This is a genomic window from Nocardioides hwasunensis, from assembly GCF_014779665.1.
GTDB classification, from domain to species: Bacteria; Actinomycetota; Actinomycetes; order Propionibacteriales; family Nocardioidaceae; genus Nocardioides; species Nocardioides hwasunensis.
Window position 1 is genome coordinate 597,144 of record NZ_JACXYY010000001.1, and the last position, 25,704, is coordinate 622,847.

The 25,704-nt window shown below is 70.7% G+C and carries 31 protein-coding genes; 22 read left to right on the top strand and 9 right to left on the bottom strand.

The features are described 5' to 3' along the window. Positions 1 to 9: 9 nt before the first annotated feature. The 11 genes from ruvX to IEZ25_RS02990 are packed head-to-tail and all read left to right on the top strand — an operon-like array spanning position 10 to position 8,075. Complete coding sequence (gene ruvX, locus IEZ25_RS02940; protein ID WP_191197870.1) at positions 10 to 477, top strand: Holliday junction resolvase RuvX; 468 nt, start codon at positions 10 to 12, stop codon at positions 475 to 477. Continuing rightward, complete coding sequence (gene mltG, locus IEZ25_RS02945) at positions 470 to 1,639, top strand: endolytic transglycosylase MltG (RefSeq protein WP_191197871.1); 1,170 nt, start codon at positions 470 to 472, stop codon at positions 1,637 to 1,639. The genes ruvX and mltG overlap by 8 nt, the downstream gene beginning before the upstream one ends. 1 nt (position 1,640) lies before the next feature. Beyond that, a complete protein-coding gene (locus tag IEZ25_RS02950; protein ID WP_191197872.1) occupies positions 1,641 to 2,504 on the top strand; it encodes a shikimate dehydrogenase in 864 nt (287 codons plus the stop codon). A gap of 8 nt (positions 2,505 to 2,512) precedes the next feature. Beyond that, positions 2,513 to 3,256, top strand: a complete 744-nt coding sequence (locus IEZ25_RS02955; protein WP_191197873.1) for a prepilin peptidase — start codon at positions 2,513 to 2,515, stop codon at positions 3,254 to 3,256. Positions 3,257 to 3,268: 12 nt separating this feature from the next. Continuing rightward, complete coding sequence (gene aroC / locus IEZ25_RS02960; protein WP_191197874.1) at positions 3,269 to 4,447, top strand: chorismate synthase; 1,179 nt, start codon at positions 3,269 to 3,271, stop codon at positions 4,445 to 4,447. Then, complete coding sequence (locus tag IEZ25_RS02965; RefSeq protein ID WP_224748276.1) at positions 4,447 to 4,947, top strand: shikimate kinase; 501 nt, start codon at positions 4,447 to 4,449, stop codon at positions 4,945 to 4,947. Before aroC ends, IEZ25_RS02965 begins: the two co-directional genes overlap by 1 nt. After that, positions 4,944 to 6,044 carry a 3-dehydroquinate synthase gene (gene aroB / locus IEZ25_RS02970; protein WP_191197875.1) on the top strand — a complete coding sequence of 367 codons (1,101 nt, stop codon included), beginning with the start codon at positions 4,944 to 4,946 and terminating at the stop codon, positions 6,042 to 6,044. Before IEZ25_RS02965 ends, aroB begins: the two co-directional genes overlap by 4 nt. Further along, the gene (locus IEZ25_RS02975) at positions 6,041 to 6,478 is read left to right on the top strand and encodes a type II 3-dehydroquinate dehydratase (protein ID WP_191197876.1); all 438 of its coding nucleotides are present in this window, start codon (positions 6,041 to 6,043) and stop codon (positions 6,476 to 6,478) included. Before aroB ends, IEZ25_RS02975 begins: the two co-directional genes overlap by 4 nt. Next, positions 6,475 to 6,948: a DUF3995 domain-containing protein gene (locus tag IEZ25_RS02980; protein ID WP_191197877.1), complete on the top strand. Its 474-nt coding sequence runs from the start codon at positions 6,475 to 6,477 to the stop codon at positions 6,946 to 6,948. Before IEZ25_RS02975 ends, IEZ25_RS02980 begins: the two co-directional genes overlap by 4 nt. Further along, positions 6,945 to 7,223: a hypothetical protein gene (locus IEZ25_RS02985; protein WP_191197878.1), complete on the top strand. Its 279-nt coding sequence runs from the start codon at positions 6,945 to 6,947 to the stop codon at positions 7,221 to 7,223. The genes IEZ25_RS02980 and IEZ25_RS02985 overlap by 4 nt, the downstream gene beginning before the upstream one ends. 12 nt (positions 7,224 to 7,235) lie before the next feature. Then, complete coding sequence (locus IEZ25_RS02990; RefSeq protein WP_191197879.1) at positions 7,236 to 8,075, top strand: PhzF family phenazine biosynthesis protein; 840 nt, start codon at positions 7,236 to 7,238, stop codon at positions 8,073 to 8,075. Positions 8,076 to 8,088: 13 nt separating this feature from the next. Here IEZ25_RS02990 and IEZ25_RS02995 read toward each other — a convergent pair whose 3' ends face one another. Then, the gene (locus IEZ25_RS02995) at positions 8,089 to 8,643 is read right to left on the bottom strand and encodes a GNAT family N-acetyltransferase (RefSeq protein WP_191197880.1); all 555 of its coding nucleotides are present in this window, start codon (positions 8,641 to 8,643) and stop codon (positions 8,089 to 8,091) included. Between the two features lie 109 nt (positions 8,644 to 8,752). On the opposite strand from IEZ25_RS02995, the gene IEZ25_RS03000 reads away from it, so the two are divergent. After that, positions 8,753 to 8,941 carry a hypothetical protein gene (locus IEZ25_RS03000; protein ID WP_191197881.1) on the top strand — a complete coding sequence of 63 codons (189 nt, stop codon included), beginning with the start codon at positions 8,753 to 8,755 and terminating at the stop codon, positions 8,939 to 8,941. Next, entirely contained in the window at positions 8,938 to 9,267 is a 330-nt protein-coding gene (locus IEZ25_RS03005; RefSeq protein ID WP_191197882.1) for a hypothetical protein, read from the top strand. The genes IEZ25_RS03000 and IEZ25_RS03005 overlap by 4 nt, the downstream gene beginning before the upstream one ends. Positions 9,268 to 9,276: 9 nt before the next feature. Here the strand turns inward: IEZ25_RS03005 and IEZ25_RS03010 are convergent, their stop codons facing one another. After that, on the bottom strand, positions 9,277 to 9,927 hold the full coding sequence (locus tag IEZ25_RS03010; RefSeq protein WP_191197883.1) for an SDR family oxidoreductase: 651 nt from the start codon (positions 9,925 to 9,927) through the stop codon (positions 9,277 to 9,279). Positions 9,928 to 10,075: 148 nt separating this feature from the next. On the opposite strand from IEZ25_RS03010, the gene efp reads away from it, so the two are divergent. The 3 genes from efp (at position 10,076) to IEZ25_RS03025 (ending at position 11,941) form a co-directional block, all read left to right on the top strand. After that, positions 10,076 to 10,639, top strand: coding sequence for an elongation factor P (gene efp, locus IEZ25_RS03015; RefSeq protein WP_191197884.1), 564 nt, complete (start codon positions 10,076 to 10,078; stop codon positions 10,637 to 10,639). Between the two features lie 6 nt (positions 10,640 to 10,645). Then, a complete protein-coding gene (nusB, locus tag IEZ25_RS03020) occupies positions 10,646 to 11,056 on the top strand; it encodes a transcription antitermination factor NusB (RefSeq protein ID WP_191197885.1) in 411 nt (136 codons plus the stop codon). Positions 11,057 to 11,119: 63 nt separating this feature from the next. After that, positions 11,120 to 11,941: a DUF1206 domain-containing protein gene (locus tag IEZ25_RS03025; protein WP_191197886.1), complete on the top strand. Its 822-nt coding sequence runs from the start codon at positions 11,120 to 11,122 to the stop codon at positions 11,939 to 11,941. A 34-nt stretch (positions 11,942 to 11,975) separates the two neighbouring features. Here the strand turns inward: IEZ25_RS03025 and IEZ25_RS03030 are convergent, their stop codons facing one another. The 5 genes from IEZ25_RS03030 to IEZ25_RS03050 all read right to left on the bottom strand — a co-directional run bounded on the left by IEZ25_RS03030 (position 11,976) and on the right by IEZ25_RS03050 (position 18,330). Next, positions 11,976 to 12,680 (bottom strand): TetR/AcrR family transcriptional regulator, encoded by a 705-nt coding sequence (locus IEZ25_RS03030; RefSeq protein WP_191197887.1) that lies wholly within the window; start codon positions 12,678 to 12,680, stop codon positions 11,976 to 11,978. A gap of 48 nt (positions 12,681 to 12,728) precedes the next feature. Beyond that, positions 12,729 to 13,616: a hypothetical protein gene (locus IEZ25_RS03035; RefSeq protein WP_191197888.1), complete on the bottom strand. Its 888-nt coding sequence runs from the start codon at positions 13,614 to 13,616 to the stop codon at positions 12,729 to 12,731. Beyond that, entirely contained in the window at positions 13,613 to 15,817 is a 2,205-nt protein-coding gene (locus IEZ25_RS03040) for a hypothetical protein (RefSeq protein ID WP_191197889.1), read from the bottom strand. The genes IEZ25_RS03035 and IEZ25_RS03040 overlap by 4 nt, the downstream gene beginning before the upstream one ends. A 138-nt stretch (positions 15,818 to 15,955) precedes the next feature. Continuing rightward, the gene (locus tag IEZ25_RS03045; protein ID WP_191197890.1) at positions 15,956 to 16,672 is read right to left on the bottom strand and encodes a hypothetical protein; all 717 of its coding nucleotides are present in this window, start codon (positions 16,670 to 16,672) and stop codon (positions 15,956 to 15,958) included. A gap of 128 nt (positions 16,673 to 16,800) precedes the next feature. Continuing rightward, a complete protein-coding gene (locus IEZ25_RS03050; protein ID WP_191197891.1) occupies positions 16,801 to 18,330 on the bottom strand; it encodes an ATP-dependent DNA ligase in 1,530 nt (509 codons plus the stop codon). A 60-nt stretch (positions 18,331 to 18,390) separates the two neighbouring features. Here IEZ25_RS03050 and IEZ25_RS03055 point away from each other — a divergent pair, with 60 nt between their 5' ends. Beyond that, positions 18,391 to 19,014, top strand: a complete 624-nt coding sequence (locus IEZ25_RS03055) for an FMN-binding negative transcriptional regulator (protein ID WP_318152009.1) — start codon at positions 18,391 to 18,393, stop codon at positions 19,012 to 19,014. Further along, positions 19,011 to 19,628, top strand: coding sequence for a hypothetical protein (locus tag IEZ25_RS03060; RefSeq protein WP_191197893.1), 618 nt, complete (start codon positions 19,011 to 19,013; stop codon positions 19,626 to 19,628). Before IEZ25_RS03055 ends, IEZ25_RS03060 begins: the two co-directional genes overlap by 4 nt. A gap of 13 nt (positions 19,629 to 19,641) precedes the next feature. Here the strand turns inward: IEZ25_RS03060 and IEZ25_RS03065 are convergent, their stop codons facing one another. Both IEZ25_RS03065 and IEZ25_RS03070 read right to left on the bottom strand, forming a co-directional pair. Next, the gene (locus tag IEZ25_RS03065; protein ID WP_191197894.1) at positions 19,642 to 19,932 is read right to left on the bottom strand and encodes an antibiotic biosynthesis monooxygenase; all 291 of its coding nucleotides are present in this window, start codon (positions 19,930 to 19,932) and stop codon (positions 19,642 to 19,644) included. 69 nt (positions 19,933 to 20,001) lie between these two features. After that, complete coding sequence (locus tag IEZ25_RS03070; protein ID WP_191197895.1) at positions 20,002 to 20,562, bottom strand: sugar O-acetyltransferase; 561 nt, start codon at positions 20,560 to 20,562, stop codon at positions 20,002 to 20,004. Positions 20,563 to 20,952: 390 nt separating this feature from the next. Here IEZ25_RS03070 and IEZ25_RS03075 point away from each other — a divergent pair, with 390 nt between their 5' ends. From IEZ25_RS03075 to IEZ25_RS03090, 4 genes are all read left to right on the top strand, one after another. Then, entirely contained in the window at positions 20,953 to 22,185 is a 1,233-nt protein-coding gene (locus IEZ25_RS03075; protein ID WP_191197896.1) for an HNH endonuclease signature motif containing protein, read from the top strand. A 265-nt stretch (positions 22,186 to 22,450) separates the two neighbouring features. Continuing rightward, complete coding sequence (locus tag IEZ25_RS03080) at positions 22,451 to 23,686, top strand: ATP-binding protein (protein ID WP_191197897.1); 1,236 nt, start codon at positions 22,451 to 22,453, stop codon at positions 23,684 to 23,686. 358 nt (positions 23,687 to 24,044) lie between these two features. Then, the gene (locus IEZ25_RS03085) at positions 24,045 to 24,473 is read left to right on the top strand and encodes a hypothetical protein (protein ID WP_191197898.1); all 429 of its coding nucleotides are present in this window, start codon (positions 24,045 to 24,047) and stop codon (positions 24,471 to 24,473) included. 202 nt (positions 24,474 to 24,675) lie between these two features. After that, positions 24,676 to 25,596: a hypothetical protein gene (locus IEZ25_RS03090; RefSeq protein ID WP_191197899.1), complete on the top strand. Its 921-nt coding sequence runs from the start codon at positions 24,676 to 24,678 to the stop codon at positions 25,594 to 25,596. Positions 25,597 to 25,704: the final 108 nt, after the last annotated feature.

Below are 25,704 nucleotides of genomic sequence, written 5' to 3' on the forward strand. Positions count from 1 at the left end.
GCGCCGAGCATGAGGTTCGGAGTGCGCCTCGGCGTGGATCCCGGGGACGCCCGGGTCGGCGTCGCGCGCAGCGACCCGTCCGGCTTCCTCGCGACCCCGGTCGAGACGGTGCGGCGGGGCAAGGGCGACGTACGCCGCCTCGCACAGCTCGTCGCGGAGACGGAGGCCGTCGAGGTCGTGGTCGGCCTGCCCAGGTCGCTCAACGGCACCGAGGGGCCGGCCGCGGAGAAGGCGCGCGACCTCGCGGGCAGGCTGGCCCGCCGAGTTGCGCCCGTCCCCGTGAGAATGTGTGATGAACGACTGACCACGGTCTCGGCCGAGTCGATCCTGCGCGAGCAGGGCCGGCACGGGGCGAAGAGACGCGCCGTGGTGGACCAGGCAGCCGCGGTGCTGATCCTGCAGACTGCACTCGACACGGAGCGGTCCAGCGGGCAGGCGCCGGGAGAGATCGTCGAGGTGACGGAGACCCATGAGTGAGCACGAGACCCAGCCGGACGAGGCCGGGTTCGAGCAGGAGTACGACTACGTGCCTGGGGGCAAGCGGCGCAAGGGCCGCGGCCTGAAGGGGTGCGTCGCGGTGCTCGTCGCGCTCGCGGTGCTCGTCGGAGGCTTCTACTTCGGGCTGACCAAGGGCGTCTCCTGGGTCGCCGACCAGTTCCAGGGTCCCGAGGACTATCCCGGTCCCGGCACCGGTTCGGTGCAGTTCAGCGTCAACGAGGGCGACACCATCGCCCAGATGGGTCGCAACCTCAAGGAGGACGGCGTCACCAAGTCCGTCCAGGCGTTCATCGACGCCGCCAACGGCGAGCCCGACTCCAGCGGCATCCAGGTCGGCGCCTACGAGCTCAAGAAGCAGATGAGCGCCTCCCAGGCCCTCGACGTGCTCATCGACCCGGGCAACCTCATCGGATACCCGACCGTCACGATCCGAGAGGGCCTCCGCCTCACCGAGATCGTCTCCACCCTGGCCGAGAACACCGACTTCCCCGCCCGCGCCTGGAACCGCGCGCTCGGACAGCCGGGCAAGATCGGTCTGCCCGACTACGCCGACGGCAACGCCGAGGGCTATCTCTTCCCGGCGACCTACGAGATCAAGCCGGGGATGACGCCGGTGCAGATCCTCAAGATGATGACCACCCGGTGGCAGCAGGCCGCTGACGCGGCCGACCTCGAGGGCCGAGCCGCAGCACTGGGCAAGACCCCGGCCGAGCTGATGATCATCGCCTCGCTCATCCAGGCCGAGGGCCGCGGCGACGACATGCCGAAGATCTCCCGGGTGATCTACAACCGGCTGGACGGGCCCGGCGACAAGGGCGGCACCAACGGCACCTTGGGCATCGACGCCTCGATCGCCTACGGACTCGGTCTCTCGCCCGGCTCCACCGAGCTCACGCCCGACCAGCTCGCCGAGGACACCCCCTACAACACCCGCATCAACGCCGGTCTCCCGCCGACCCCGATCGAGGCGCCGGGGGACGAGGCGATCGCGGCGGCGGCCAACCCCGCCGAGGGCAACTGGTACTACTACGTCACGGTCGACCTCGCCACCGGTGAGACGAAGTTCTACGACGACTACGCCGGCTTCCTGGTCGGCCGTGACGAGTACAAGACCTACTGCGAGACGTCGGACCGCTGCTGAGGTGAGCGGTACTCGACGCTGTGGTGTGCTGGGCGACCCGATCGCCCACTCGCTGTCCCCGGTGCTCCACGCTGCGGGCTACGGCGCGCTCGGCCTCGACTGGGCCTACGACGCCCACCGGGTGCCGGCGGGCGGCCTGGCGGAGTTCCTCGGCGGCCTCGGCGCGGGCTGGCGGGGGCTGTCGCTCACGATGCCGCTCAAGCGCGAGGCGATCCCGCTCGTCGACCGCCTCACCGACCGGGCGCGGCTCGCGGGCGCGGTCAACACGCTCGTGCTCGAGGACGACGGCACCCGGACGGGTGACAACACCGACCTGCCGGGAGCGGCCGCCGCGATCCGGGAGCGTACGACGATGCCGCTGGCCTCGGCGGCGATCCTGGGCGGCGGTGCCACCGCCGGCTCGGTGGGGCTGGCGCTCGCCGACCTGGGGGTGACCTCGATCGAGCTGCTGGTGCGCGAGGAGTCACGGGCGGCCGAGACGGCGGACCTCCTGCGGTCGCACCCGGCGGCGCCCGCGATCACCGTCCGGTCACTCGGCGGGGGACAGCGGAGCGACGCGTCCGGCCCACCGGCTCCGGGCTCCGCCGTGGACGTCGTGGTCTCGACCGTGCCGGCGGCGGCGCAGACCGGCGAGCTCGTCGATCGGTGGCGCGACGTCCCGGTCGTCTTCGAGGCGCTCTACGACCCGTGGCCCACGCCGCTCGCGGCCGCGGCGACCGCCTCCGGCCGGGCGCTCGTCAGCGGGCTCGACCTCCTCGTGCACCAGGCTGCGCTGCAGTTCGAGCTGTTCACCGGCCGGACCGCGCCGCTCGCGGTGATGCGCGAAGCGGGCGAACGCGCCCTCGCGGCCCGCAACCCGGCTTGAATGTCCCCGTGAACGACACCCTCATCGCCGTCCTCGTCGCCGCCGTGGCGGCGGGGCTGGGCGGGTTGCTGGTCCCGACGTTGATCGGGCGGGTGCCCGAACCGAGGCCGAAGGAGAGGCCCGAGGGCACTCCCGACGAGACGCCGGAGGACGAGCCGCCGAAGATGCTCTACGCCGACATGGCGGCGCGACCCGGCCTGGCGTGGCGCAGCGTCGTCGTCGCGTCGGCCTGCGGTGCGCTGCTCGGCTGGGCGACCGGGCTCGACTGGCCGCTGCTCTGGCTGGTGCCCCTGACTCCCGTCGCGGTCGCGCTGTCGGTGATCGACTGGCACACCCGGCTGCTGCCCCGCGTGGTCGTCGTACCCGCCACGCTGGCGGCCATCGCCGTGGTCGTCGTCGTCGGGCTGGCGACCGGGGAGCGCGAGGCGCTGCTGCGGGCGCTCGCCGCGATGGTGGTGGCGCGGTCGTTCTTCTGGCTGCTGTGGTTCCTCCGCTCGGCCGGCATGGGGTTCGGTGACGTCCGGCTCGCCGCTCCCGTCGGGCTGGTGCTCGGGTGGGTCGGCTGGGGTGCCCTGGCGATCGGGCTGTGGATCGGCTTCATCGCGTTCGCCCTTCCCGCCCTCGGCCTCGCGATCGCCCGGCGCGACCGGTCGATGCTCAAGAAGTCGTTCCCGTTCGGGCCGTTCATGGTCCTCGGCGCCCTCGTGGGTCTCGTCTGGGGGACCGCGCTCGCTGGCGGCATCTGGGGCTGAGAGACTTCTGCCATGCTCCGATGGCTCACAGCAGGCGAGTCCCACGGTCCCTCGCTGGTGGCGATCCTCGAGGGGCTGCCCGCCCACGTCCGCGTCACGACCGACGACCTCGCCGACTCGCTGGCCCGCCGCCGGCTCGGCTACGGCCGCGGCGCGCGGATGAAGTTCGAGCAGGACCAGGTCCGCGTGCTCGGCGGCGTGCGCCACGGCGAGACCCAGGGCGGCCCGGTCGCCATCGAGGTGGGCAACACCGAGTGGCCCAAGTGGGAGAAGGTCATGTCGGCCGATCCCGTCGACCCGGTCGAGCTCGAGGCGCTGGCCCGCAACGCCAAGCTCACCCGGCCCCGACCCGGCCACGCCGACCTCGTGGGCATGCAGAAGTACGACTTCGACGAGGCCCGTCCGATTCTCGAGCGCGCCTCGGCCCGGGAGACCGCGGCCCGGGTGGCCCTCGGTCGCGTGGCGTCGAACTTCCTCGAGCAGGCCGTCGGCGCGCGCATCGTGTCCCACGTGGTCGCGCTCGGTGGCGTCAAGGCGCCCGCCGGCGTCGTCCCGCTGCCGGACGACGTCGAGCGGCTGGACGCCGACGAGGTGCGCTGCCTCGACCCCGAGACGAGCGCCGCGATGGTCGCCCGCATCGACCAGGCCCACAAGGACGGCGACACCCTCGGCGGCGTCGTCGAGGTCGTCGTGCACGGCCTGCCGCCGGGCCTCGGGTCCCACGTCCACTGGGACCGGCGACTCGACGCGAGGCTCGCCGGCGCCCTGATGGGCATCCAGGCGATCAAGGGTGTCGAGGTCGGCGACGGCTTCGAGCTCGCCGACACGCCCGGCTCGCTCGCCCACGACGAGATCGTCTCCACCGACGAGGGCCTGCGTCGCACGTCGGGTCGCTCCGGGGGCACCGAGGGCGGCATGTCGACCGGCGAGGCGCTGCGCGTGCGCGCGGCGATGAAGCCGATCGCGACCGTGCCGAAGGCGCTGCGCACGGTCGACGTGTCGACGGGCGAGGCGACCGTGGCCCACCACCAGCGCTCCGACGTCTGTGCCGTCCCCGCGGCCGGCATCGTCGCGGAGGCGATGGTGGCGCTGGTGCTGGCCGACGCCGTGGTGGAGAAGTTCGGTGGCGACTCCGTGCACGAGACCCGTCGCAACGCCGAGTCCTACCTCGACACCCTGCGGTTCCGCTGATGCCGCCACGCGTGGTGCTCGTCGGCCCGATGGGGGCCGGCAAGACCACCGTCGCCGAGCTCCTCGGCGCCGCGTGGGACCTGCCGGTGCGCGACACCGACGCCGACATCGTCGCGACCACCGGGCGGGAGATCTCCGACATCTTCGTGGAGTCGGGCGAGGACCACTTCCGCGACCTCGAGGCGACGGCCGTCTCGGCCGCACTGGCCGAGCACGAGGGCGTGCTCGCCCTCGGCGGCGGCGCGGTCCTGCGCCCGGAGACCCGTGAGCTGCTCGCCTCGGTGCCCGTCGTCTTCTTGCGGGTCGGCCTCTCCGACGCGGTGAAGCGGGTCGGCCTCGGCAGCGGTCGCCCACTCCTGCTCGGCAACGTCCGCGCCCGCATCAAGGCGCTGCTCGACGAGCGCACCCCGGTCTACGAGTCCGTCGCCACCCACGTGGTCGAGACCGACGGGCGCACGCCCGACGAGGTCGCGACCGAGATCCAGGGGCTGGTCCGATGACGGACACCGTGCTCCACGTCGCAGGCGCCTCGCCCTACGACGTCGTGGTCGGTCACGACCTCGCCGCCCGTCTGCCGGCGATCCTCGGCAGCTCCGTCGAGCGTGTCGCCGTGCTCTACGCCGGCTCGCTGGGCGCGCTGGCCGACCCGGTCGTCGACATCCTCGTCGAGCACTACGACGTCCTCGCGCTCGGGCTGCCCGAGGGCGAGCGCGCCAAGACCGCACCGGTCGCCGCCGACTGCTGGGAGGCGCTCGGCGAGGCCGGCTTCACCCGCTCCGACGCCGTGGTCACCCTCGGCGGCGGGGCGAGCACCGACCTCGGCGGGTTCGTCGCCGCGACCTGGCTGCGCGGCGTACGCGTGGTGCACGTGCCCACCACCCTCCTGGCCATGGTCGACGCCGCCGTCGGGGGCAAGACCGGCATCAACACCGGCGCCGGCAAGAACCTCGTGGGGTCCTTCCACGAGCCCGCGGGCGTGCTGTGCGACCTGTCGCTGCTGGCCTCGCTGCCGCGCGAGGAGCTCGTCGCGGGCCTCGGTGAGGTCGTCAAGTGCGGCTTCATCGCCGACCCGGCCATCCTCGACCTCGTCGAGCGCACCGACCCCGACGCGCTGACCGCCGGCTCGCCCGAGCTGCGTGAGCTCGTCGAGCGGGCGATCCAGGTCAAGATCGACGTCGTCGTCGACGACCTGCGCGAGACCGGCGGCGTGGACGGGCACCCCGGTCGCGAGGTGCTCAACTACGGCCACACCCTGGCCCACGCGATCGAGCGCACGAGCGACTACACCGTCCGCCACGGCGAGGCCGTCGCGATCGGCTGCGTCTACGTCGCCGAGCTCGCCGCGCGAGCCGGTGCGCTCGACCCCGCACTGGTGGAGCGGCACCGCGCTGCGTTCGGCCGCGTCGGGCTCCCGACGACGTACGACGCAGCGTCGTTCGACGAGCTGCACGAGGCGATGAAGGTCGACAAGAAGGCCCGTGGCTCCCAGCTCCGGTTCGTCGTGCTCGACGACCTCGCCACGCCGCGGATCCTCGCCGGACCGAGCGAGGACGACCTGCGGGCGGCGTACGCCGCGATCGGAGGTCGCGACTCGTGACCCGCGTGCTCGTCCTCAACGGCCCCAACCTCGGCCGTCTGGGTCGCCGGCAGCCCGAGATCTACGGCGACACCACCCACGCCGAGCTCGCCCACCGATGTGTGGAGTGGGGCAGCGAGCTCGGGCTCGAGGTCGAGGTGCGCCAGACCAACCACGAGGGCGACCTGCTCGACTGGCTCAACACGGCCGCCGACGACGGCACGCCCGTCGTGCTCAACGCCGCAGCGTGGACGCACTACTCCCTCGCCCTCTGGGACGCCTGCGCCCAGCTCACCGCGCCCCTGGTCGAGGTGCACATCTCGGACCCGAAGCAGCGCGCGGAGGAGTTCCGCCACACCTCGGTCGTCGAGCCCCACGCCGCCGTGACGATCGCCGGGCAGGGCATCGACGGCTACCGGCAGGCGCTCGAGGTGCTGGCCAGCGCCACGCCGTGACGTCGTACGGCGCAGGGGGCCGCGCCCCGCTGCTCCTCGCCGGACTCCTCGGCACGGTCCACGCCGCGTTCAGCCTCTACTGGGGTGTCGGCGGCGGGTGGCTCGTCGAGACCCTGGGACGGCGGATGGTCGACGCCTTCGCGGGATGGGAGTGGCTCCTGCTCCCCATCGGAGTGGTCAAGCTGGTCGCCGCCTGGGTCCCCCTCGTCGCCGCCCGTCAGGGCTGGCCTCTGCGGTGGTTCACCCGCACGGCGTGCTGGCTGGGCGCCGTGGTGCTCGTGCTGTGGGGAGGGCTGAACACCGTGGTGGGCAACCTGGTGCTGATCGGTCTCATCGTGCCGGACGGCGGCTACGACCGTGCTGGCATGATCGGACACGCGTTCCTCTGGGACCCGTTGTTCCTGGCCTGGGGCGTCGTGCTCGCCGCCGGGCTCACCCGTGGCCGAGGCGTGGCACGATCAGCCGCATGAGCACCCCGGTCGAGGTCAGCGCGCTCGCGATCAACGTGGTCGTCCCCGACGACCTGCGGTGGCGCGACACCCGGCGCGAGGAGGAGTTCGAGCTCCAGACGATCACCATCCGGCTGCTCCCGGACGGCGCGCTCGCCGCCAAGGCCTACGGGCGCCCGGTGGCGGGCGGGCGTGGTGGCTACGTCTCCTTCCCCGTGCCCGACCGCCCGGAGCTCACCGAGCTGATGGCGGCGGCCGCCGACGAGGCCGCGCGCCGCTGGGCGTCGCACACCTGATTGGATCGGCAGATGCTGCCCTTCCGCCAGGTCGACGTCTTCAGTGCCGAGCCGTGGCTCGGCAACCCGCTCGCGGTCGTCCACGACGCCGACGCGGTCAGCGAGGAGCAGATGGCGGCGTTCGCACGCTGGACCAACCTGTCCGAGACGACGTTCCTGTGCGCGCCGACCGACCCCGCCGCCGACTACCGGGTGCGGATCTGGACGCCCAGTGGCGAGCTGCCGTTCGCCGGGCACCCCACGCTCGGCAGTGCCCACGCGTGGCTGGAGGCCGGGGGAGTGCCGCAGGGCGAGGTGATCGTGCAGGAGTGCCGCGCCGGCCTCGTCGACGTACGCCGCTCGCCGCAGCTGGGCTTCGCGGCCCCGCCGCTGCAGCGGTCCGGCCCCGTCGAGCCCGACCTGCGGGACAGGGTGCTCGCCGCGCTCGCCGTCAGCGAGGCCGACGTCCACGGGATGGCCTGGATCGACAACGGGCCGGGCTGGATCGGCGTCGACCTGGGGACGGCCGAGGCCGTGCTCGCCGTGCGTCCCGACGTCGCCGCCTTCGGCGACCTCGACGTCACGGTCATCGGCCGGTGGGACGACGCCCGCGCGGCCGAGCTGGGCGCCGACGTGGAGGTCCGGGCGCTGTGGGGCGGCGGCGGCCTCTTCGGCGAGGACCCCGTCACCGGCAGCGCCAACGCCGGGCTCGCGCAGTGGCTGATCGGCACCGGGGCGCTGCCGTCGGCCTACACCTCCCGGCAGGGCAGCGTGATCGGTCGCGAGGGCCGGGTGCGGATCGAGTCCAAAGCCGACCGGGTCTGGGTCTCCGGCGACGCCGTCACCCGGATCACCGGCGAGGTCGACCTCTAGCGCGTCCGAGCGGTCACAGCTCCCGCTCGCGGACGTTGTCGCGCTCGGCCACGTCGCCGATGTGGAACTGCTTCGTCCCGACGACCTCGAACCCGTGGCGGGCGTAGAACGCGTTCGCGCGTCCGTTGTCCTCGCTGACACCGAGCCAGGCGCCCCGCGCCCCGGTCGACCGAGCGGCCTCCAGGGTCGCCGCCATGAGGCGCGTCGCGATCCCGGAGCCGTGATGGTCGGGGTGGACGTAGAACCGCTCGAGGGCGATCGTCGGGCGCAGCCGGATCGCCTGCGACACGTCCGGGTCGTCGGGCTCCCCGGCGATCAGCATCGTGTAGCCGATCGGGTCCGCGCCCGGGCCGGCCTCGGCCAGCAGCACGACGTACGCCGGATCAGCGAGCTGGCGACGGAAGCTGTCCGGACCGAGACGGGCCGCGACGTGGGCCTCGATGGTCGTGCGTGAGGTCTGCGGGGTGCAGGCCAGCGGGAAGGTGAGGGCGGCGAGCCGGGCGAGGCCGTCGGCGTCGGCCTCCACGGCGCGTCGGACGACCGCGGCGGCTGGCGGGGACTCGGGCACGCCCCGAGCCTAGATCGGTAGGACTACGGATGTGGTGAGCCGCCCGCCCTCGGCACACTCGTCGTGGATGCCGACCCATGAGTCGGTGTCGCGGAGTGGAGGAGTCGACATGCGGAGCGTCCTGAGCGGGAGTGCGCACGCGGACCAGCTGGAGGCCGAGGTGCGGGAGGCGACCTGCTGTGTCGCCACCGATCGGTGCTGGGCCTGCGAGGTGAAGGTCGGGGAGGTGCGCGCGGCGAGGCGCGACGCGCTGCTGCACACGATGAGCGTCGTCCGGCCGAGGAGGGCAGCGCGATGATGGTCCGCGACGGAGTCGTCGGCGCCGGGAGCGGCGGCCGCGTGCCGTCGTCGCTCGTGAGCCGTGCCGGGCGACGTGCAGCCGCGCGCGGGCGCGCCTCGCTCGAGTACGGCGCGTACGCCGAGGCCGCGCTCGACCTGCTGGAGCTGCTCGAGCTCGCCTGGCACGACTGCTACGGCGAGGTGGCCCCGCCTCCGCAGGTCCTCGACGACGTGTGGCGGGTCGCCGACGGCGACCTGGGCGCACTGGCGTCCGCGGCACGCCTCGCCGTCACCGACCGGCGCGACCTCCGGGTCTCGGCCGACCGGGCGCGCGAGCTGGCCTGAGGACGGCCCTCAGAGGGTGTCGAGCCAGGCATCGATCGGGACGTCGCCGTCGCCGAACACCAGCGTCTGGCGCAGCGCCCGCGGGTCGTCGAGCACTGCCACCGCGACCTGGGCGACGAGCTCGCGCGAGGTGGTGTCACCGTCGTTGAAGCCGGCCCCGGGATTCACCGAGCCGTGACCCGGCTCGAGCGTCAGCGTGCCCGGGCCGAGGATCGTCCACTGGAGCTCGGTCTCGCGGAGGTGGTCGTCGGCGGCGATCTTCGCGTCCTGGTAGTGCCGGAACGGGTTGTCCTCGGGCACGAGCGAGTCGGGGTCGGCGCCGGAGAACGACACCATCACGTAGCGCGCGGCCCCGGCCGAGGCGGCCGCCTCCATCGAGCGGATCGCCGCGTCGCGGTCGACGGCGTACGTCCGGTCCGGATCGCCGCCACCGGCACCGGCCGACCAGACGACCGCGTCCTGCCCACTGAGCAGGTCGCCGAGCGCTTCCTCGTCGGCGTCCTCCACCGAGGCGACGACGGCGCTCGCGCCCGTGGCCTCCACGTCGACGACGTGGTCGGGGTTGCGGATGACCGAGGTGACCTCGTGCCCCGCCTCGACCAGCATCGGAGCCAGGATGAGCGCGATCTTGCCGTGTCCGCCGAAGATGGTGACTCGCATGGGGTCGACGCTACACAGGCGAGCAATTTCATGGGTCTCGCGGCCCGCGACTAGACTGGCGCGTCGGCGCCGTGACCGCGGTCCGGCGCCCGCTCATCCCTGACACTCCTTGACATCACCCACAGCGACGAAGGCGGACAGAGACCACATGGCAAGCACCAACGACCTCAAGAACGGCATGGTCCTGCGCATCGAGGGTCAGCTCTGGGCCGTCGTCGAGTTCCAGCACGTCAAGCCCGGCAAGGGTCCCGCCTTCGTGCGCACCAAGCTCCGCAACGTCGAGTCGGGCAAGAACGTCGACAAGACCTTCAACGCCGGCACCAAGGTCGAGACGGCCAACGTCGACAAGCGCACCATGCAGTACCTCTACAACGACGGCTCGTCCTACGTCTTCATGGACACCAGCACCTACGAGCAGCTCGAGGTCACGCCGGAGATCGTCGGCGACGCCAAGAACTTCATGCTGGAGAACCAGGAGGCGATCGTCGCCACCAACGACGGCCGCGTCCTGTTCATCGAGCTCCCCGCCTCCGTCGAGCTGCTGATCTCCGAGACCGAGCCGGGCCTTCAGGGTGACCGCTCGACCGGCGGCACCAAGCCCGCCACGCTCGAGACCGGCCACACCATCGCGGTCCCGCTGTTCATCACCACCGGCGAGAAGGTCAAGGTCGACACCCGCGACTCGTCCTACCTCGGCCGCGTCAAGGCCTGACATCACGTGGCTGCCCGTTCCAAGGCCCGCAAGCGCGCGCTGGACATCCTGTTCGCCTCCGAGCTCCGCTCCGAGGACCCGGCGATGGCGCTCGACCGTGCCATCGAGGCCGGCGAGGGCCCGACCAACGACTACACCAGCACGCTGGTGCGCGGCGTGGTCGAGCACCAGGCCCGGATCGACGAGGTGCTGACGACCTACAGCAAGGGCTGGACCCTCGGTCGGATGCCGGCGGTGGACCGCAACGTGCTCCGCATCGGCGTCTTCGAGCTGCTCTGGGGCGACGCCGACGTCCCGGAGACCGTCGCGGTGAGCGAGGCGATGCACCTGGTGCAGGACCTCTCCACCGACGACTCCCCGGCGTTCGTCAACGGGCTGCTCGGCTCGATCCAGCGCGACCGCGCCAGCCTCGTCTGAGACTCACCCTCCGGGGGTGGGCCGCCTCGCCCACCATCGCGGGTTCGGCCTAGGTTGGTCGTCATGCCCAGCACCCCCGACGCCTCCCGCACCGCCCAGCAGGTCAACGACAGCGACTGGATGGACCACGCGATCCGCGCCGGCCTGGTGGCGTACGGCGTGGTGCACCTGCTGCTCGCGTGGCTCGCCGTCCAGCTGGCCTTCGGCGAGAAGAAGGAGAGCGCGTCCAACAGCGGCGCGCTGCACTACCTCGCCGAGCAGCCGATGGGCCGGGTGCTGGTCTGGCTCATCGCCGTGGGCATGCTCCTGCTGGTCGTCTGGATGGTGCTCGAGGTCCTCTTCGGCCAGCGCCACGAGGAGGACACGACGAAGGCGTGGCGCAAGCGCGCGACCGCGGCCGGCAAGGGTGTGGTCTACGGCGTGCTCGGCTGGAGCGCGGTGCAGACGGCGATCGGGCAGGGCTCCTCGAAGGACGGCACCGACTCCACCACGGCGAAGCTGATGGACCTCCCGGCGGGGCAGGTCATCGTCGGTCTGGTCGGCCTGGGGATCGTCGGCACCGGCGGCTACCTGGTCTACAAGGGCTGGAGCGAGAAGTTCACGAAGGAGCTCGACGTCCAGGGCACGACGGGCAAGGACGGGTCGGCCTTCGTCCTGTTCGGCAAGGTCGGCTACATCGCCAAGGGCGTGGCGCTGGCGATCGTCGGCGGCCTGTTCGCCTATGCCGCCATCACCCACGAGCCCAAGAAGTCGGGTGGCCTCGACCAGGCACTGCAGACGGTGCTGGAGGCTCCGTTCGGCCAGGTGCTGCTGGTCGCGATCGCCATCGGCATCGCCGGGTTCGGGCTGTTCTGCTTCGCCCGCGCGCGGCACCTGTCGCGCTGAGCCTCTGCCGGGCCGCCTCGCCGGCGGCGGGGGCTCAGGAGCGTGCCGGTACGCCGGTGGCGACCGCGAGCGCGGAGGCGACCATGTGGTCGCGCACCTGCGCCGGCGTGATCCGGCTGATCCGCGGGACGCCCGGCGCCTCCTCGGAGACCAGCATGGCGACGCGGCCGAGCTGGAGCGTGCCGAGCCCGCTGGCGTAGAGCATGTTGGCGAGCAGGCCGGGGTCCTCGACGTGGAACTCGCCCTGCGCCACCCCTGACTCGATGGTGTGCGTCAGGACGGACAGGCAGCCGCCGATGGCCTGGCCGAGCCGATACATCGCGCTCTCGCTGACCTCCTCGAGCAGGTCGCCCCCGGGGCGCCGCATGATCGCCTGGGCGCAGTCGACGAAGGCGGGATGCGCCAGGCCGTAGTCGACGAACGCCTCGACCAGCCGCTCGAGCTGCTGACGCGGGTCGGCGGTCGTCTCCGCGGCGTCCGAGAGCGCCACCCGGAGCTCGTCGAGGTAGTGCACGAGCGTGAGGCTGAAGAGCTCCTCCTTGCCGGTGAAGTGGCGGTAGATGATCGCCCGGTTGATCCCGACGGCCCGGGCGATGTCCTCGATCTGCGCGTCGCGCACGCCACGCTCGTCGAAGAGCCGCCGCGTGGCGGCGATGATCTCGGCCTCCCGCAGGCGGCGTCGGGCAGCCGCGGTGCTCCCACGAGCGGGGACCGTCCGGGACGACGAATCGGTGCTCATGGCGGCCAGTCTAGGGAGGGGGCGACCCGGCGATCCCGGGCGCTGCTGCTAGGCGAGGTCCTTGCGCAGGTGCACGTCCTCGATGCCGGCGCCCTGCTCGAGGAACGTGCGGCGGGCTCCGGCGTCGTGGCCGTAGACGCGCAGGTGCACGTCACGGACCCCGAGGTCGTGCACGTGGCGGCGCAGGGCACCCAGGAACGACGGCGTCAGCCGCTGGCCGCGGTGCTCGGGGAGGAGGTCGATCGTGTTGCCGTGGAAGTCGAGCGCTCCGTCGCGCTCGACGAGCGTGGCCCAGGCCCGTCCGACCACGGTCCCCTCGACCGTGCCGACCATCAGGAGCTCGTCGGCCGGCGGGTCGACCGCGAGCCCGCGGAGCCGCGTCTCGAGGCTGCCGAGCTGGGGGCTGTCGGCATCGGCGACGCCCGCGCGGGCCATGCCGGCCCGGAGCTGGTCGCGGACGTCGTCGACGAACCGCTCGCGCTCATCGGCGCTCATCGGCCGGACGGCGACCCGGCGGTCCTCCTGCAGCTCGGGTGCGGAGTCCGGGTCGAGCCGCTTGCCGACGGTCGTCATGGTCGCCGCGAACCCGGCGAGCCCGAAGACCCGCGCCAGCTCGGGTGCGACAGCGGTGGTCAGGAGCGTGGCCCCACGGGCACGGACGAACGTCTCCAGGACGGAGATCACCAGACCCCAGACGGCGTCGGCGTCACGGGGGAGCGTCGTCTGGAGGACGCGGACGGCGCAGCGCTGCCGCCCGGCGTCGTCGGCGTGCTCGAGCAGGGCGCCACCGACCTGCACGTCGTCGACCGTCACGGTGACGGCCTCGAGCTCGGCACCGTCGGTCGCCTCCGGCAGCGGGGCGCCGGCCGCCGACCTCGACGCCCGCCAGGCGTCGAGGTCGGCGGCCGACATCGGCTCGACCTGGGCGGTGCTCACCTGAGGCGGAGCACCTTCGAGGTGAACGCGAAGGAGTCCGGGTTGGGGAGCAGTCGCACGCGGTAGTGCGTGACCGCGTCCCCGTTGCGGTCGCGCAGCGTCACGTCGGCGTTGCCCCGCTCGTCCAGGCGCAGGGTCTTGACGGACCGCCAGTGTCCGCGTGCGCCCTTCACGTGGATGCGGACCTTCTGGCCTGCGACCTCCGTCGACCCCGCGATCCGCAGCCGGTCGCGCGCCGGTCCCGCGTCCGTGCCGGTCAGTCGGAGCGTGACGGTGGCCTTGGCCGGGTCGGTGACGGGCGTCGGCGTCGGTGTCGGTGTCGGCACCGGGGCAGGCGTGGCAGTCGGCGTGGGCGTCGGCGTCGGCGTGGTGTCGGGGGCCGCCGTGAAGTCGGCGGTCGCCTCGATCAGGTCACCCAGGTCGCGCGTCGCGACCGTCAGCCTGCCTCCGGTCTCAGCCGGCCCTCCGGCCTCGGCCAGGTCGTCGACCGTCACCGAGAAGCTGCCGTCGTCCTCGGAGTACGTCTGGGCGTCGAGCACGCGGAGGCCGTCGACGAGCAGGGCGGCGTCGGCCTCGGTGCCGGGTGCCTCCTCGGTGCCGCGGGTGTAGTCGAGGTCGATGGCATGGTCGGGGAGAGGCTTGCCCTCGACGGTGAGCCTGCCGTCGTAGGTGATCCGGCCGCCCGAGGGGGCCGTGCCCGCACGCGGGGTGAGGTCGAGCTCGGCGTCGCCGGCGACGAACCTCACCGGTGTCATCTCGGCACCTCCGGCGCTCTCGGGCGCGGTGAAGGAGAGGACGTACTCGCCGTCAGGCGCCTCGGGGTCGAAGGGGATCTCCACCCGGCCGTTCAGGTCGGTGGACACCGTCGTGGGCGCGGTGGGCTCTGCACCTGCTGCGCGGACCGAGTACGTGACCTGCTGCTGACCGCGGATCGGCGCACCACCCTGGTCGAGGACCTGGAGAGCGATGTCGCCGGCGCGGTACTCCTGGTCGTCGAAGACAGGACCGTGCGCGAAGACGGCCTCGGTGCCGGTGGCGACCGCGTCCGGGGCAGGTGTGCGAACCGGGGCGGTCGCCACGTCGACGCGCTTCTCGTAGGCGTCGTTGTCGGTGGTGTTGGCGTAGTAGCGCTCGCTGGTGCTGCTGGGCTGGGAGACGCTCACCTGGCCGTTGATGTCGGTGTAGTCGACCAGCGAGCCGTCAGACATGCGGCGGACCTCGGCGCCGGGCACCGAGTCGCTGTCCTGGTCGAGGACCGTGAGGGTGACCGAGGCCCCCTCCTCGCCGAGGTAGGGCTCACCGACGCTGATCGCGGTGAGGCGCTGCGCCGTCAGCTGGACCGGCAGCACAGCGTCGGTGTCCCTCGCGGCCCGCACGGCCAGCGCGTCGCCGGATCGCGCATCGAATCCCGAGATGTCGAGGAGGCCGCGGAAGCTGCCGCCGCTCACCGCGGTGGAGCTGTAGCCGTTCGTCTTCAGCGTCGCGGCGCTCACGGCGGCGTTCGTCTGCCCGCGGAATGCTCCATCGGCGGCGTTCCAGGCGGACAGCTCCACAGTGCCGCTCGTGGCGGAGGTGGTGCCGTAGACGCGCAGCAGGCTCGCCGTACGGCCCGAGTCGCGGTAGGGCTGCGCGAAGTAGTGGCCGATCTGACCGGCTGACGGCACCGGGAAGGACGGGCCGATGGGAATGAAGAAGTCGTCGAACGGTGACGTGCCGACCGACACTGCGTGTGTCGTGGACTGGGCGCCCGTGAGCGCCACGTCGCGCCTGGTCGAGTAGGTCCTGGTCTCCACCGAGCCTGAGCCGGCCGGCACCGTGGCCACGGCCCGCAGCGCGATGCGCGTGCCGACCAGGTCTGTGCTCGGCGTCCACTGGACCGAGGTGTAGGGCTGGTGGACGGTCTCGCCACTGGTCGCCACGGCCGTCCAACCGGGATCGTCGTCGGTGGCAACGGGGTTCGCGTTGACCTCGAAGGAGATCGTGGCGTTCGGGTCGAGCCGCTGCGCCGTGAGGGCCACGGTGAGGCCGACCGAGTTGCTGGCATCGCGCCGCATTGACGCCAGCCCGTCGGCCTGGCTGATCAGCCGGACACCGGCGGTGTCGGCGGCGGTTGCGGGTGCTGCGCTCACCGCCAGCCCGGTGATGACGAGTGCGCTGACCGCGCTGACCGCGAGTCCCTGACCGAGCTTGCTGAGCTGCATCGTCACCCTCTGGTGCTCCGCGTCCGGGTCTCGAGTGACCGGACGAACCTCGCAGACGCTAGAGGCGCCGCCGGCGGTGCGTGGCCGATTCGACGAACGTTGGGCCTTCCTTGAGGAAGGGACGTTCTCTTCCCACCCCTAGGAGCGGACGACCACCTTCAGCGTCGGCTTCCCGTTGCGCAGCACCTTGATCCTGTGCCGGCCGCTTCCCTGGGCGAACACGTACTTCTTGCGCTTCGTGGCGCCGGGCTTCTGGGTGAAGGACGTGAGCCTGCCGTCGACGACGACGCTCCAGCGGAGCGGGGTGCGCACGGTCGTCGAGGCCGGGACCTTGTCGGCCTTGAAGGTCAGCTCGACACCTCGCCGGACGAGCTTCTTGCTGACCGTGCCGGCCACGTCGACGTACGTCACCGGAGCGGCGACCACGGTGAAGCCGCTCGGGGTGAGGGCCTGCTTGACGTACGTCGGGCTGTCGTCGTTGGTGGTGTAGAGGTCGCCGACGATGCGGTAGGCGCCGGGGTCGTCGTCGCCGGAGCAGAGGGTCACGTAGTCGTCGAGGAGCTGGGCCCCGGTGTCGTTGTAGGTGTCCGACTCGTAGCCGCCGACGATCGACCCGTCGGGTGCCAGCACGGTGACGTCGACGTACCAGTCGTCGGTGTCCTCGCCGATGGTGAGGTGGAGGTCGTAGTAGTGGTCGACGCAGTCCTCAGCGGGGAGCGTGAGCGTCGGTGCCACGGTGAACGAGCCGGCGCCGGTCCGGGCCGTCATGGAGCCTGTGGGCTGGGAAGCGGTCGCGCCCGTGGGCACCAGCGCCAAGGCGAGCGCGGACATCAGGAGGCTGACGGGCTTCTTCATCGGGCGTCCTCGTGGCGTCGGGCGCGCTGCACAGACCCGAGATGAGCCCCGCGCGCACAGGGGTGCGAGCCTCCAGTCTGGGTGAGCGAGCCGGCGGCTGTCCCGGGTTCTGGTGAACGCGTGCGCCCCTACGGGGTGAGGTGGGTGCGCACCATCTCGATCGTGTCCGCCTCGTCGGCCGACTTGTCGTCGCGGTAGCGGACGACACGGGCGAAGCGCAGCGCCACGCCGCCGGGGTAGCGGGTGGAGCGCTGGAGACCGTCGAAGGCGATCTCGACGACCTGCTCGGGGCGCACCTCGACGGCGTAGTGCTCGCGCATGGTGCCCGGGGCGAGGGCGAGCTCGGTGAACCGCTCGGTCTGCCACTGGAGGGTCTCGTCGGTCATCCCCTTGAAGGTCTTGCCGAGCATCACGAAGCCGGACTCCGACGAGGCGTCGCGGGCGCCGAGGTGGATGTTGGAGAGCCAGCCCTTGCGGCGTCCCGAGCCCCACTCGACGGCGAGGACCACGAGGTCGAGGGTGTGGACCGGCTTGACCTTCACCCAGGCCGATCCGCGACGCCCCGCGGCGTAGGGGGCCGAGAGGTCCTTCAGGACGACGCCCTCGTGTCCTGCGGCGACGGTCTCGGTGGCGAAGGCCTCGGCGGCAGCCGGGTCGGCGGTGACGAGGCGGCGCACCCGGTGATGATCGGGGACGAGCGCGTCGAGCTCCGCCAGGCGCTCGCGGCCGGGGGAGTCGAGCAGGTCGCGACCGTCGACGTGGAGCACGTCGAAGAAGTGCGGGGTGACCGCGACGCCGGTGTCCTGCGCGGTGCGGCTGGCGGTGTCCTGGAAGGCCATCGGACGGCCGTCTTCGGAGAGTGCAAGCGCCTCGCCGTCGAGGACGAACCGCGACGCAGGCAGCGAGCGGGCGACGTCGACCACCTCGGGCAGCCGCCCGGTGATGTCGTCGAGGCTGCGCGTCACCACGAGCACGTCGTCACAGTCGCGGTGGACCTGGATCCGGATGCCGTCGAGCTTGGCGTCGATCGCGACCTCGGTCGCGCCGTCGGGGGAGAGGCTCGCCATCGCGGCGGCCACGTCGCTCGCGCTGGAGGCGAGCATCGGCATGATCGGGCGACCGACCTCGAGCCCGATCGCGGCCAGCGCCTCCTCGCCCTCGAACGCCGCCCCCGCCGCGGCGACCGTGCTGCCGGCCAGCATCGCGGCACGGCGCACCGCCCCGACCGGCACTGCGGCCACCTGGGCCACCGCCTCCTGGGTGACCGCGTCGAGCGCTCCCTGGCGCAGGTTGCCGGTGACGACCGCGCGCAGCCACGCCTGCTCCGACGCCGTCGCTCGGCCGAAGAGGTCGGTGACGGCCTGCTTGCGCGCGGCCTGCGAGCCGGAACCCGAGAGCTCCGACATCGCCTCGAACGCCTCGTGCACCTCGAGCACGCTCAACGACGCCTCGTCGGCCGGCACGGGCAGGTCGCTGACGCCGCGCCCACCCAGGCCCGTGCGCCGCTGACGCAGGGCGCCGCCGAGGTAGGACACGACGACCTCGAGCTCCTCGGCATCGACTCGGCCGAGCAGCTCGGCGAGCAGCACGACCTTCGCCTTGCGGGATCGGGTGGCGGCGACCTCCTCGGAGGTCGCGACGAGCTCGGCGAGCAGCATGGATCCATCCTGCCGCCCGGCACCGACAGCCGCTGCCCCCCAACGGGCAGGATGGTCCTCGTGAGCTCCACTCCCGACGCCTCGCTCTACGTCCCGCGCTTCAACGCGATGGACGCGGGCGGCGTACGCCCGTTCGTCGACGCGGTCGCGACCGCGCAGCTGGTGACCGTCGGCGAGGACGGGATCCCCGACGCGACCTTCCTGCCGGTCCTCTGGGACGGCGACCGGCTCGTCGGTCATCTCGCCCGCGCGAACCCGCACTGGCGGCGGATCGTCGACGGCTCCCCGGCGCTGGCGATCGTGACGGGGCCGGACGCCTACGTCTCGCCGTCCTGGTATGCCACGAAGCGCGAGCACGGCAAGGTCGTCCCGACGTGGAACTACTCCGTGGTCCACCTGCGCGGTCGCATCACCGTCCACGACGACGCCACCTGGGTGCGCGGGCTGGTGACCCGGCTGACCGATCGCCACGAGTCGGCGCGCGACGAGCCGTGGGCGGTCACGGACGCTCCCGCTGACTACGTCGAGAAGAACCTGCGTCCGATCGTCGGCGTCGAGGTGGTCGTCGAGTCCGTCGAGGCGAAGGCCAAGCTCAGCCAGAACCGGTCCGACGCCGACCGGGCGGGTGTCGCGACGGGCCTCGTCGCGGACGGTCGCGACGCCGACGGCCTGGTCGCGCCTTGAGGCACGGTCGGGTCCGCGAGCGCTTCACCGGCCGGATCGCCGGGGTGGGCAGCACCAGCGGTGTGCGCATCGTCGTGGGGCGCTGGGACGACTCCCCGTGGGGCTCCTTCGCCGACGTCATGCTCGAGGACGCCGCCGGGCACCGGGTGCTGCTGGCGCCGGACGAGCGGGTGCGCGACTTCGTCGCCGCGACCTACTCCTTCGACGATCAGGTCATCGAGCCGGTCGAGGTCACCGACACCTCCGACGGGTGGCAGGTCTCGACGCCCTCGCTGTCGGTGCGCCTGACGGTCGGAGGGCGTACGCCGCTCGGCGGGCTGCTAGGCCTGGTGCCCGCCCGACTCGCGACCTCGCCGGCCTGGTGCGCGGCGATCGACCCGGCCGCGCGGGTCGTGATGCGCGGCGTCCGCACCCGCGGGACCGCGGGCAACGATCGCCGCGAGTGGTACGGCGCGACGTCGGTCGTCTCGGTCACTGCCATCTCGGGGGAGTGGCGGGGTACGTCGCTCGGCACGCTCGCGTCGGTCGACCCGCCCTGTCAGTTCGGCTTCTCGAGCACACCGAAGCGGCCGTCGGTGACGAGCGTGGTCACCACGATCGAGCGGTCGACCTAGCCGGATCCGCTGCTCAGTGGGGGTAGGACCCGACCTGCTGGAGCACCGTGAAGGTCGGCGGCCCCTGCGCCCCGCCGCGGCGCATGATCGGTGGAGCGGTGGCGTCGTCGCGGAACGCCTGGAAGCTCTGCTCGTCGGCGAACTCCAGGATCACGACGACCCTGCCGGACTCGTGGATCGGTGAGAGAACAGTGGCGCCGGAACAGCCGTGCTCCTGCCGCTTCGCCAGCCCGTCGGTCGAGAAGACGGCCAGGAACTGGTCGAGGTCGCCGATCGGGACCTCGCCGAGGACGTGGATGGTCATGGGCCATCCTGTGCTGGACACGGTCACTCCGTCATCCCCAGATCGGGGCAGCCGACGTCTGCCCGCAGCTCAGAGCTCGCGAATGACCCTGGCAGGCGAGCCGACGGCGACGACGCCTCCCGGGAGGTCGCGGGTGACGACGGACCCCGCTCCGACCACCGTGTCGGCGCCGATGCTCACACCGGGACAGACGATGACGCCGCCGCCGAGCCACACGTTGTCACCGATGACGATGGGCTCCGCCGCCTCCCACTTGGCGCGTCGAGGCTCTGGGTCGAGCGGGTGGGTCGCGGTCAGCAGCTGCACGCTCGGGCCGATCTGGACGTCGTCGCCGATCGTGATCCGGGCGACGTCGAGCAAGGTCACGCCCCAGTTCACGAAGGTGCGCGCGCCGATGGTGGTCTGGGTGCCGTAGTCACACTGGAGCGGAGGTCGCACCTCGCTGTCCTCCCCAAACGCGCCGAGCAGCTCCACCAGCAGCTCCCGTCGCGCGCTCGCGTCGTTGGGATCCATCGAGTTGATCCGGTGCGTCAGTCCCTGCGCCCGCCGTGACTCCTCGCCCAGGACGGGGTCGTCGGCGATGTACGGCTCGCCGGCCAGCATGCGTTCGCGCATCGTCTTCTCGGTCATCGCGCCAACGTACGCGGCGACTGTGCTCGCCACCGGTGGTTGAGGTGCATGCGGAGGCGCCCGAGGACTTGAGGTGCGAGTGAAGCTCGGCCCTGGTGGTTGAGGTGCGAGCGGCAGCGAGCCTCGAAACCAGCACGGCAGGCCCCTTGCGTGCATATCCGAACAGGTGTACGATCGTGCGTAGCACGTCGATCCGGAAAGGGTCCATCGTCTGAGGTGACGAGGATCCCGGGATCGAGACAGTCACCCATAGAACCCGTCGTTGGTGCTGACGGGATGCTTGACGGCTCACAAGGTGACGACCTGGCAACGGTGCCACCAGTCCATGCCTCACCGCTCCGCCCCGGATCTGGGCGGTTGTCAGTGACGTGTGTCGAGGAGGTGGCCACCATGAGCGATCTACATCCGATCATCGGGTGCGCCGCTGACATCCGTGCGTCGTTGAAGGGTGTCGCATCGGTGGAGCCGGCGTTCATGACGGTGGGGGAGAAGGAGTCGGCGCTGGTCGCGCTGGCGCAGGCGCGCTCCCAGCTCGATGCGTTGGCGGCGCGGGTGCTCGCTGCCTCGGACGAGGTCGGTGTCGAGCACGGGCTGCGTGATGCCGCCGCCTGGCTGGCAGTGCAGACCCGCACCACCCGGCGCGAGACCCGCCGCGACCTGACCCTGGGGCGCGCTCTCGAGGAGCACGCGGAGGTCGCCGTCGCGCTGGCCTCCGGGGACGTGCGCGCGGAGCAGGCGCGGGCGATCGTCGAGGCGGTCGATGCCCTCCCACCCCGCGTCGACGCCGCCGTACGCGGTCGTGCGAAGACGGTGATGCTGGAGCTCGCTGCTCGCCACGACGCACGTGAGCTGAAGCAGATCGGCAAGCGGATCCTCGACGTGGTCGCCCCCGAGATCGGTGAGTCCCACGAGGCAGCCGTGCTGGCGGCCGAGGAGGCGCGTGCGGCAGCCGGTGTCGAGCTCACCTTGACCGACGACGGCGAGGGCCGCTGCCGTGGCACCTTCGTCGTCCCCTCCCACGTCGGTGCGATCTTCAAGCGGCACCTGCTGGCGCTGGCCAACCCGGCCCGCCACACCGAGGCCGAGCTGCGCGACGAGACCGGGTCTTTCAAGTCGCTGCGCCGTCGCCTGGGCGAGGCGTTCGTCGAGTACGTCGAGCGCTATCCGGTGAAGGCCACGCCGCAGACCGCCGGCGTCAACGCCACCGTGGTGGTCACGATGACGCTGCAGGAGTTGCTGACCGAGAACGCGACCGCTCTCCTCGACGACGGCAGCCGGATGACGGCCGGTCAGGCGCGCCGCCTGGCGTGCGAGGCGGGGATCATCCCGGTCGTCCTCGGCTCGGACTCTCTTCCGCTCGACCTCGGTCGCACGGCACGTCTGCACTCTCGTGCTCAACGCATCGCCCTTGGCCTTCGCGACCGAGGCTGCACGGCCCGCGGTTGCGAGACGGGCGCCTCAGGCTGTCACGCCCACCACGACGACCCCTGGTCCAGAGGCGGACTCACCGATCTGGCCAACGGCCGGCTTCTGTGCCCCCGACATCACCGCCTGGCCCACGACTCTCGCTACGCGATGACTGTCCACTCAGACAACAAGGTCAGCTTCGCCAGGCGGACGTAAGCCGACACTGGTTCTAGATGCGCGGTCATCGCGCACCGTGGACGAGGGTGCGGTCGAACCGCGCACGATGGCAGCGCTGTCGACCCGCTGCGAACCGCCCAGAATGGACTACCACGGCTGTGCCTCGTCAGGGATGCGCCTCGACACGAAGATGCACCTCCGGAGGCAATCTCCGTATTCATGTCGGGAACCTCGCCAGAGGGCGCCTCTCGATCGAACCGCGGGTTGGTCGATGAAGGCGACCGTCGGAAGTAGGCTCCGCTGCATGTCACAGCCCGATCGGCCGCGCCCCGACGAAGTGTTCACACCAACAAAGATCCCTCTTGCGGACACGAACGTGTACACGAAGCGCAGCGACCCCGAGAAGGCGTTGACGCGCTACGTTCAGCGCGGGCAGATCCCGGTCGTCTTTGGCGAGTACGGGGTCGGGAAAACGACGGTCGTACGTCGATTCTTCCGCGAGGCGGACGACGCAGGAACCGTCGTCTACGTCTCCAGCCCGGCGGGCAAAGAACTGGCCGATGTCTTCACCGTGGTCCTGGAGCACCTGGACTACGCGGTGGAAACCGAGATCTCGCGCCGGACCGGCGACTCGCAAGAACTAGGGGCGCGTTTGGTGGCTCATGGAAAGCTCGCAACGTCTAACGAGATCAACACCAAGTACAGCCTCGTGGTTACTTCGCCGACAAGCGAGGCACTGATCGCCGAGATGGCGTCGCGCCAGGTCACCTTGATCATCGATGAGCTTCATCGCGCGACTCCGTCCTTCCGCGAGGACTTGGTCGATTTCATGAAGGCATGTCGCGGAGGCAATGACGACTACCCAGTGATTGTGTTGATCGGCACCACGCTTGATGCGGAGCGATTGGTCGGGCAGGATCCTGGAATCGATCGATTCGTAAAGGAACTGCTGGTTGAGCCCCTGACCGACGAGGAAGCCAGATTCATCGTCACGCAAGGTTTTAACCGTCTGCAGTTATCGGTCCCCGACCACCTTGTTGAGACGATCATTCGGACCTCAGCAGGAGCGCCGACGATCGTGCAGTCGGTTTGCCTCGACATGGCCGAGGCGTGCATCGCCCGAGATGACACGTTCCTGACGCCGAGTGACTACGAAGCCGCCGTAAGGACCTACCTCGCTGAGAACGGTCGGCGGCTCGCGGGGGTCTACCTCAAGGCCATTGAGCAGGTTGGGCCCAAGAAGTACCGGAAGCAGATCCTCCTGGCCATGGCTGAACAAACCCACGACTTTGCCAACATGGAAGAGATCCGAACGCGTGTCTCCGAACAGTTGGGCGACGACGTACCGGCAACCGCGTTGTCGGGGCCTCTCCGTGAGTTGAAATCCTCGGAGGACAGCATCCTGCAGGACGTAGAGCGCCGTGAGGGCGGGCGGGTCTACAACTTGAACAGCTTTCGCGATCCCATGATGAAGTCGTTCATCCGTTTCATGCGGGAGCTAGAGGTTCAGGGCCTGGTGCCCAAACCGCCTGCTCTCTAACTGAAGATGGTACGAACTCCTCGGGCCACGAGGGCCGGGGTTGGCGGGTCGGTCATGGGCGAGGCGCGTCTCCTATGTCGCGTGCCGGGTTTAGTGGAGGCCCTGAAGTGACGCGCCAGTACGGGACGTCACTGCGCATGGTTGGAGTCCCACCGTGAGTTGCGGATGACGCTACGCGAGGGCGGTTTCGGCATCGAACGCAGCATCGTGGTCGATGGCGTCGCCGGGTTCGCAGCGTTGGCTTAGAAGCGCCGCTCCGGCAAGGTCGCCAATTTTGCTGTTCTGCAAACAAGACGGATACGTCAATGCGAACCTGACTGCTCCGTGTTGTGTTCTCTCGAATGGAAGTCCCATGCGCATGGCCATACTTCGTGTCGCCGCGACGGCTGTCGTTGCCTGCTTCGCACTGTCGTCTTGCGGCTCCTCAGGCGACGACGGCACGGATTCGGAGAAGTCGAAGACCCGCCTCGAGAAGGCTTACTCGACGTGCGGAGAGCCGGAGGATGAACCCGCCACCATCGAGGGTCGGGAACTTGGCGACGCGTTGGAGATCGCAGACGCAGGCGAGACGCTCATCATCCAGACCGATGGCGAGTCAGACACGACCGGCTACCTCGACTACGTCTGCGTGATGACATCCTTGGGTACGTCCGAGCGCGTGCAGTCGAGCATCGGGCACACCACGTCCATGATGGGACGCCAGTCCACTGAGGACGACGGTTTGATTTACGAGTACACGTACCACCCGGACAACGGCCTGTACGTCCTCATCGCCGAAACAGAATAGGGCCTCAACCCCTCTGCGACTTCTCTGCGACTTCCGAACGGCGGCTGCGCGAACCAATGATGTCTGGGCCTAACCTATACCGCCGCTTTCTCTACACCCGAGCGCGCGCCTCCTGTGTTGGATGCGCCTACGACCCTCCCCGAGCAACTACTAGCCCCTCGATCGCGAGAGAGCACGCTGGCACGTGCGCTTGAATGGTCGCATGAATGAGTCGCCAGGCGCGGAAGGAATTCCTGAGGCAGCGCCGCTTGCTAGCAACGCGGTCGGCGAGGGCCGATTGGGCGACTACGCGCGTCGTCAGCTGAACGCGGCTCGGGTCGATCCCAGGCTGGAACGGGACGGGACAGCGATCCTGGCTGACTACTTCGACTACGTCGACCAAGCCGAACGCGTCCGAGTGTTCGCTATCGGTGGCATCGAAAGCATGATCAGGGATGGGTTCGATGGGGATGACGATGAGGCTCAGGCCGCATGGGAACGTAGCGAGATGGCGAAAGCCGACCGAGCATCCGGTCATTCATTCCTGAACGGCGTTGTGCTCGTCGGACTGTTCGGAAACCTGGACTCGCTTGTTGAACGGCTCGGTCCGACCGTCCGAGACTATTCAGCGACCGTGCTGGCAGATCGCATCCTCACAAGACTGCGCGACTTTGAGCACTCAGCAGCATGGCCGTCGCTCGATGAGGAGGCGCGCGAGTCGATCCGCAAAGCCGCAATCTCAACGGTGTCAGATCAGGTCCCTGACTTCCCTCGCCTCTACGGATCAGCCCCAGAGCGATGGGAACGCGTGCTCACGAGCATTGGGTTCCCGCCACGGCCCGGAACCTCAATACCGAGCGACATGGCATCAACGTTGCAAGACTTCTCGGCACTGCGCGACGTCCTCGTCCATCGGGCTGGTCGGGTAGACAAGAGTGCGCTTAAGAAGAGTCCCGGTCTGGCTACGCGGCATCACTACTCGACTGGCGACTTCATACAGATCGGCCGTTCTGAATATCGGCGCTACTCCGCGGCTCTGCGGTCTGTCGGGGCCGAGGTCGAAGCGCGCATCTACGCTCGCTCCGGCGTCGACACTGGCTTCGATCTGGCCGATTGGCAGTGGAACCACTACGTGGGCAGCTAGCGAACAAGTGCACGGCTGTGCGGCGCGCAGTGATGCTTTCGGACGCCCTGGCCGGCTGATGAGCAACCTGCGTCTTAGTGCCGCAACTGACGCGGCACTCGGCTCAGT

What these genes read in the sequence shown, in the direction of transcription:
- IEZ25_RS02965 (WP_224748276.1), top strand. Translation starts at nt 4,447, where the DNA reads ATGCCGCCACGCGTGGTGCTCGTCGGCCCGATGGGGGCCGGCAAGACC.
- IEZ25_RS02985 (WP_191197878.1), top strand. Translation starts at nt 6,945, where the DNA reads ATGAGCACCCCGGTCGAGGTCAGCGCGCTCGCGATCAACGTGGTCGTC.
- IEZ25_RS03045 (WP_191197890.1), bottom strand. Translation starts at nt 16,672, where the DNA reads ATGAAGAAGCCCGTCAGCCTCCTGATGTCCGCGCTCGCCTTGGCGCTG.
- IEZ25_RS03030 (WP_191197887.1), bottom strand. Translation starts at nt 12,680, where the DNA reads ATGAGCACCGATTCGTCGTCCCGGACGGTCCCCGCTCGTGGGAGCACC.
- IEZ25_RS03050 (WP_191197891.1), bottom strand. Translation starts at nt 18,330, where the DNA reads ATGCTGCTCGCCGAGCTCGTCGCGACCTCCGAGGAGGTCGCCGCCACC.
- efp (WP_191197884.1), top strand. Translation starts at nt 10,076, where the DNA reads ATGGCAAGCACCAACGACCTCAAGAACGGCATGGTCCTGCGCATCGAG.
- IEZ25_RS03065 (WP_191197894.1), bottom strand. Translation starts at nt 19,932, where the DNA reads ATGACCATCCACGTCCTCGGCGAGGTCCCGATCGGCGACCTCGACCAG.
- IEZ25_RS03025 (WP_191197886.1), top strand. Translation starts at nt 11,120, where the DNA reads ATGCCCAGCACCCCCGACGCCTCCCGCACCGCCCAGCAGGTCAACGAC.
- ruvX (WP_191197870.1), top strand. Translation starts at nt 10, where the DNA reads ATGAGGTTCGGAGTGCGCCTCGGCGTGGATCCCGGGGACGCCCGGGTC.
- IEZ25_RS03000 (WP_191197881.1), top strand. Translation starts at nt 8,753, where the DNA reads ATGCGGAGCGTCCTGAGCGGGAGTGCGCACGCGGACCAGCTGGAGGCC.
- IEZ25_RS03075 (WP_191197896.1), top strand. Translation starts at nt 20,953, where the DNA reads ATGAGCGATCTACATCCGATCATCGGGTGCGCCGCTGACATCCGTGCG.
- IEZ25_RS03005 (WP_191197882.1), top strand. Translation starts at nt 8,938, where the DNA reads ATGATGGTCCGCGACGGAGTCGTCGGCGCCGGGAGCGGCGGCCGCGTG.
- aroC (WP_191197874.1), top strand. Translation starts at nt 3,269, where the DNA reads ATGCTCCGATGGCTCACAGCAGGCGAGTCCCACGGTCCCTCGCTGGTG.
- IEZ25_RS03070 (WP_191197895.1), bottom strand. Translation starts at nt 20,562, where the DNA reads ATGACCGAGAAGACGATGCGCGAACGCATGCTGGCCGGCGAGCCGTAC.
- aroB (WP_191197875.1), top strand. Translation starts at nt 4,944, where the DNA reads ATGACGGACACCGTGCTCCACGTCGCAGGCGCCTCGCCCTACGACGTC.
- IEZ25_RS02990 (WP_191197879.1), top strand. Translation starts at nt 7,236, where the DNA reads ATGCTGCCCTTCCGCCAGGTCGACGTCTTCAGTGCCGAGCCGTGGCTC.
- IEZ25_RS03040 (WP_191197889.1), bottom strand. Translation starts at nt 15,817, where the DNA reads ATGCAGCTCAGCAAGCTCGGTCAGGGACTCGCGGTCAGCGCGGTCAGC.
- IEZ25_RS03010 (WP_191197883.1), bottom strand. Translation starts at nt 9,927, where the DNA reads ATGCGAGTCACCATCTTCGGCGGACACGGCAAGATCGCGCTCATCCTG.
- IEZ25_RS03080 (WP_191197897.1), top strand. Translation starts at nt 22,451, where the DNA reads ATGTCACAGCCCGATCGGCCGCGCCCCGACGAAGTGTTCACACCAACA.
- IEZ25_RS03090 (WP_191197899.1), top strand. Translation starts at nt 24,676, where the DNA reads ATGAATGAGTCGCCAGGCGCGGAAGGAATTCCTGAGGCAGCGCCGCTT.
- IEZ25_RS03085 (WP_191197898.1), top strand. Translation starts at nt 24,045, where the DNA reads ATGGCCATACTTCGTGTCGCCGCGACGGCTGTCGTTGCCTGCTTCGCA.
- mltG (WP_191197871.1), top strand. Translation starts at nt 470, where the DNA reads ATGAGTGAGCACGAGACCCAGCCGGACGAGGCCGGGTTCGAGCAGGAG.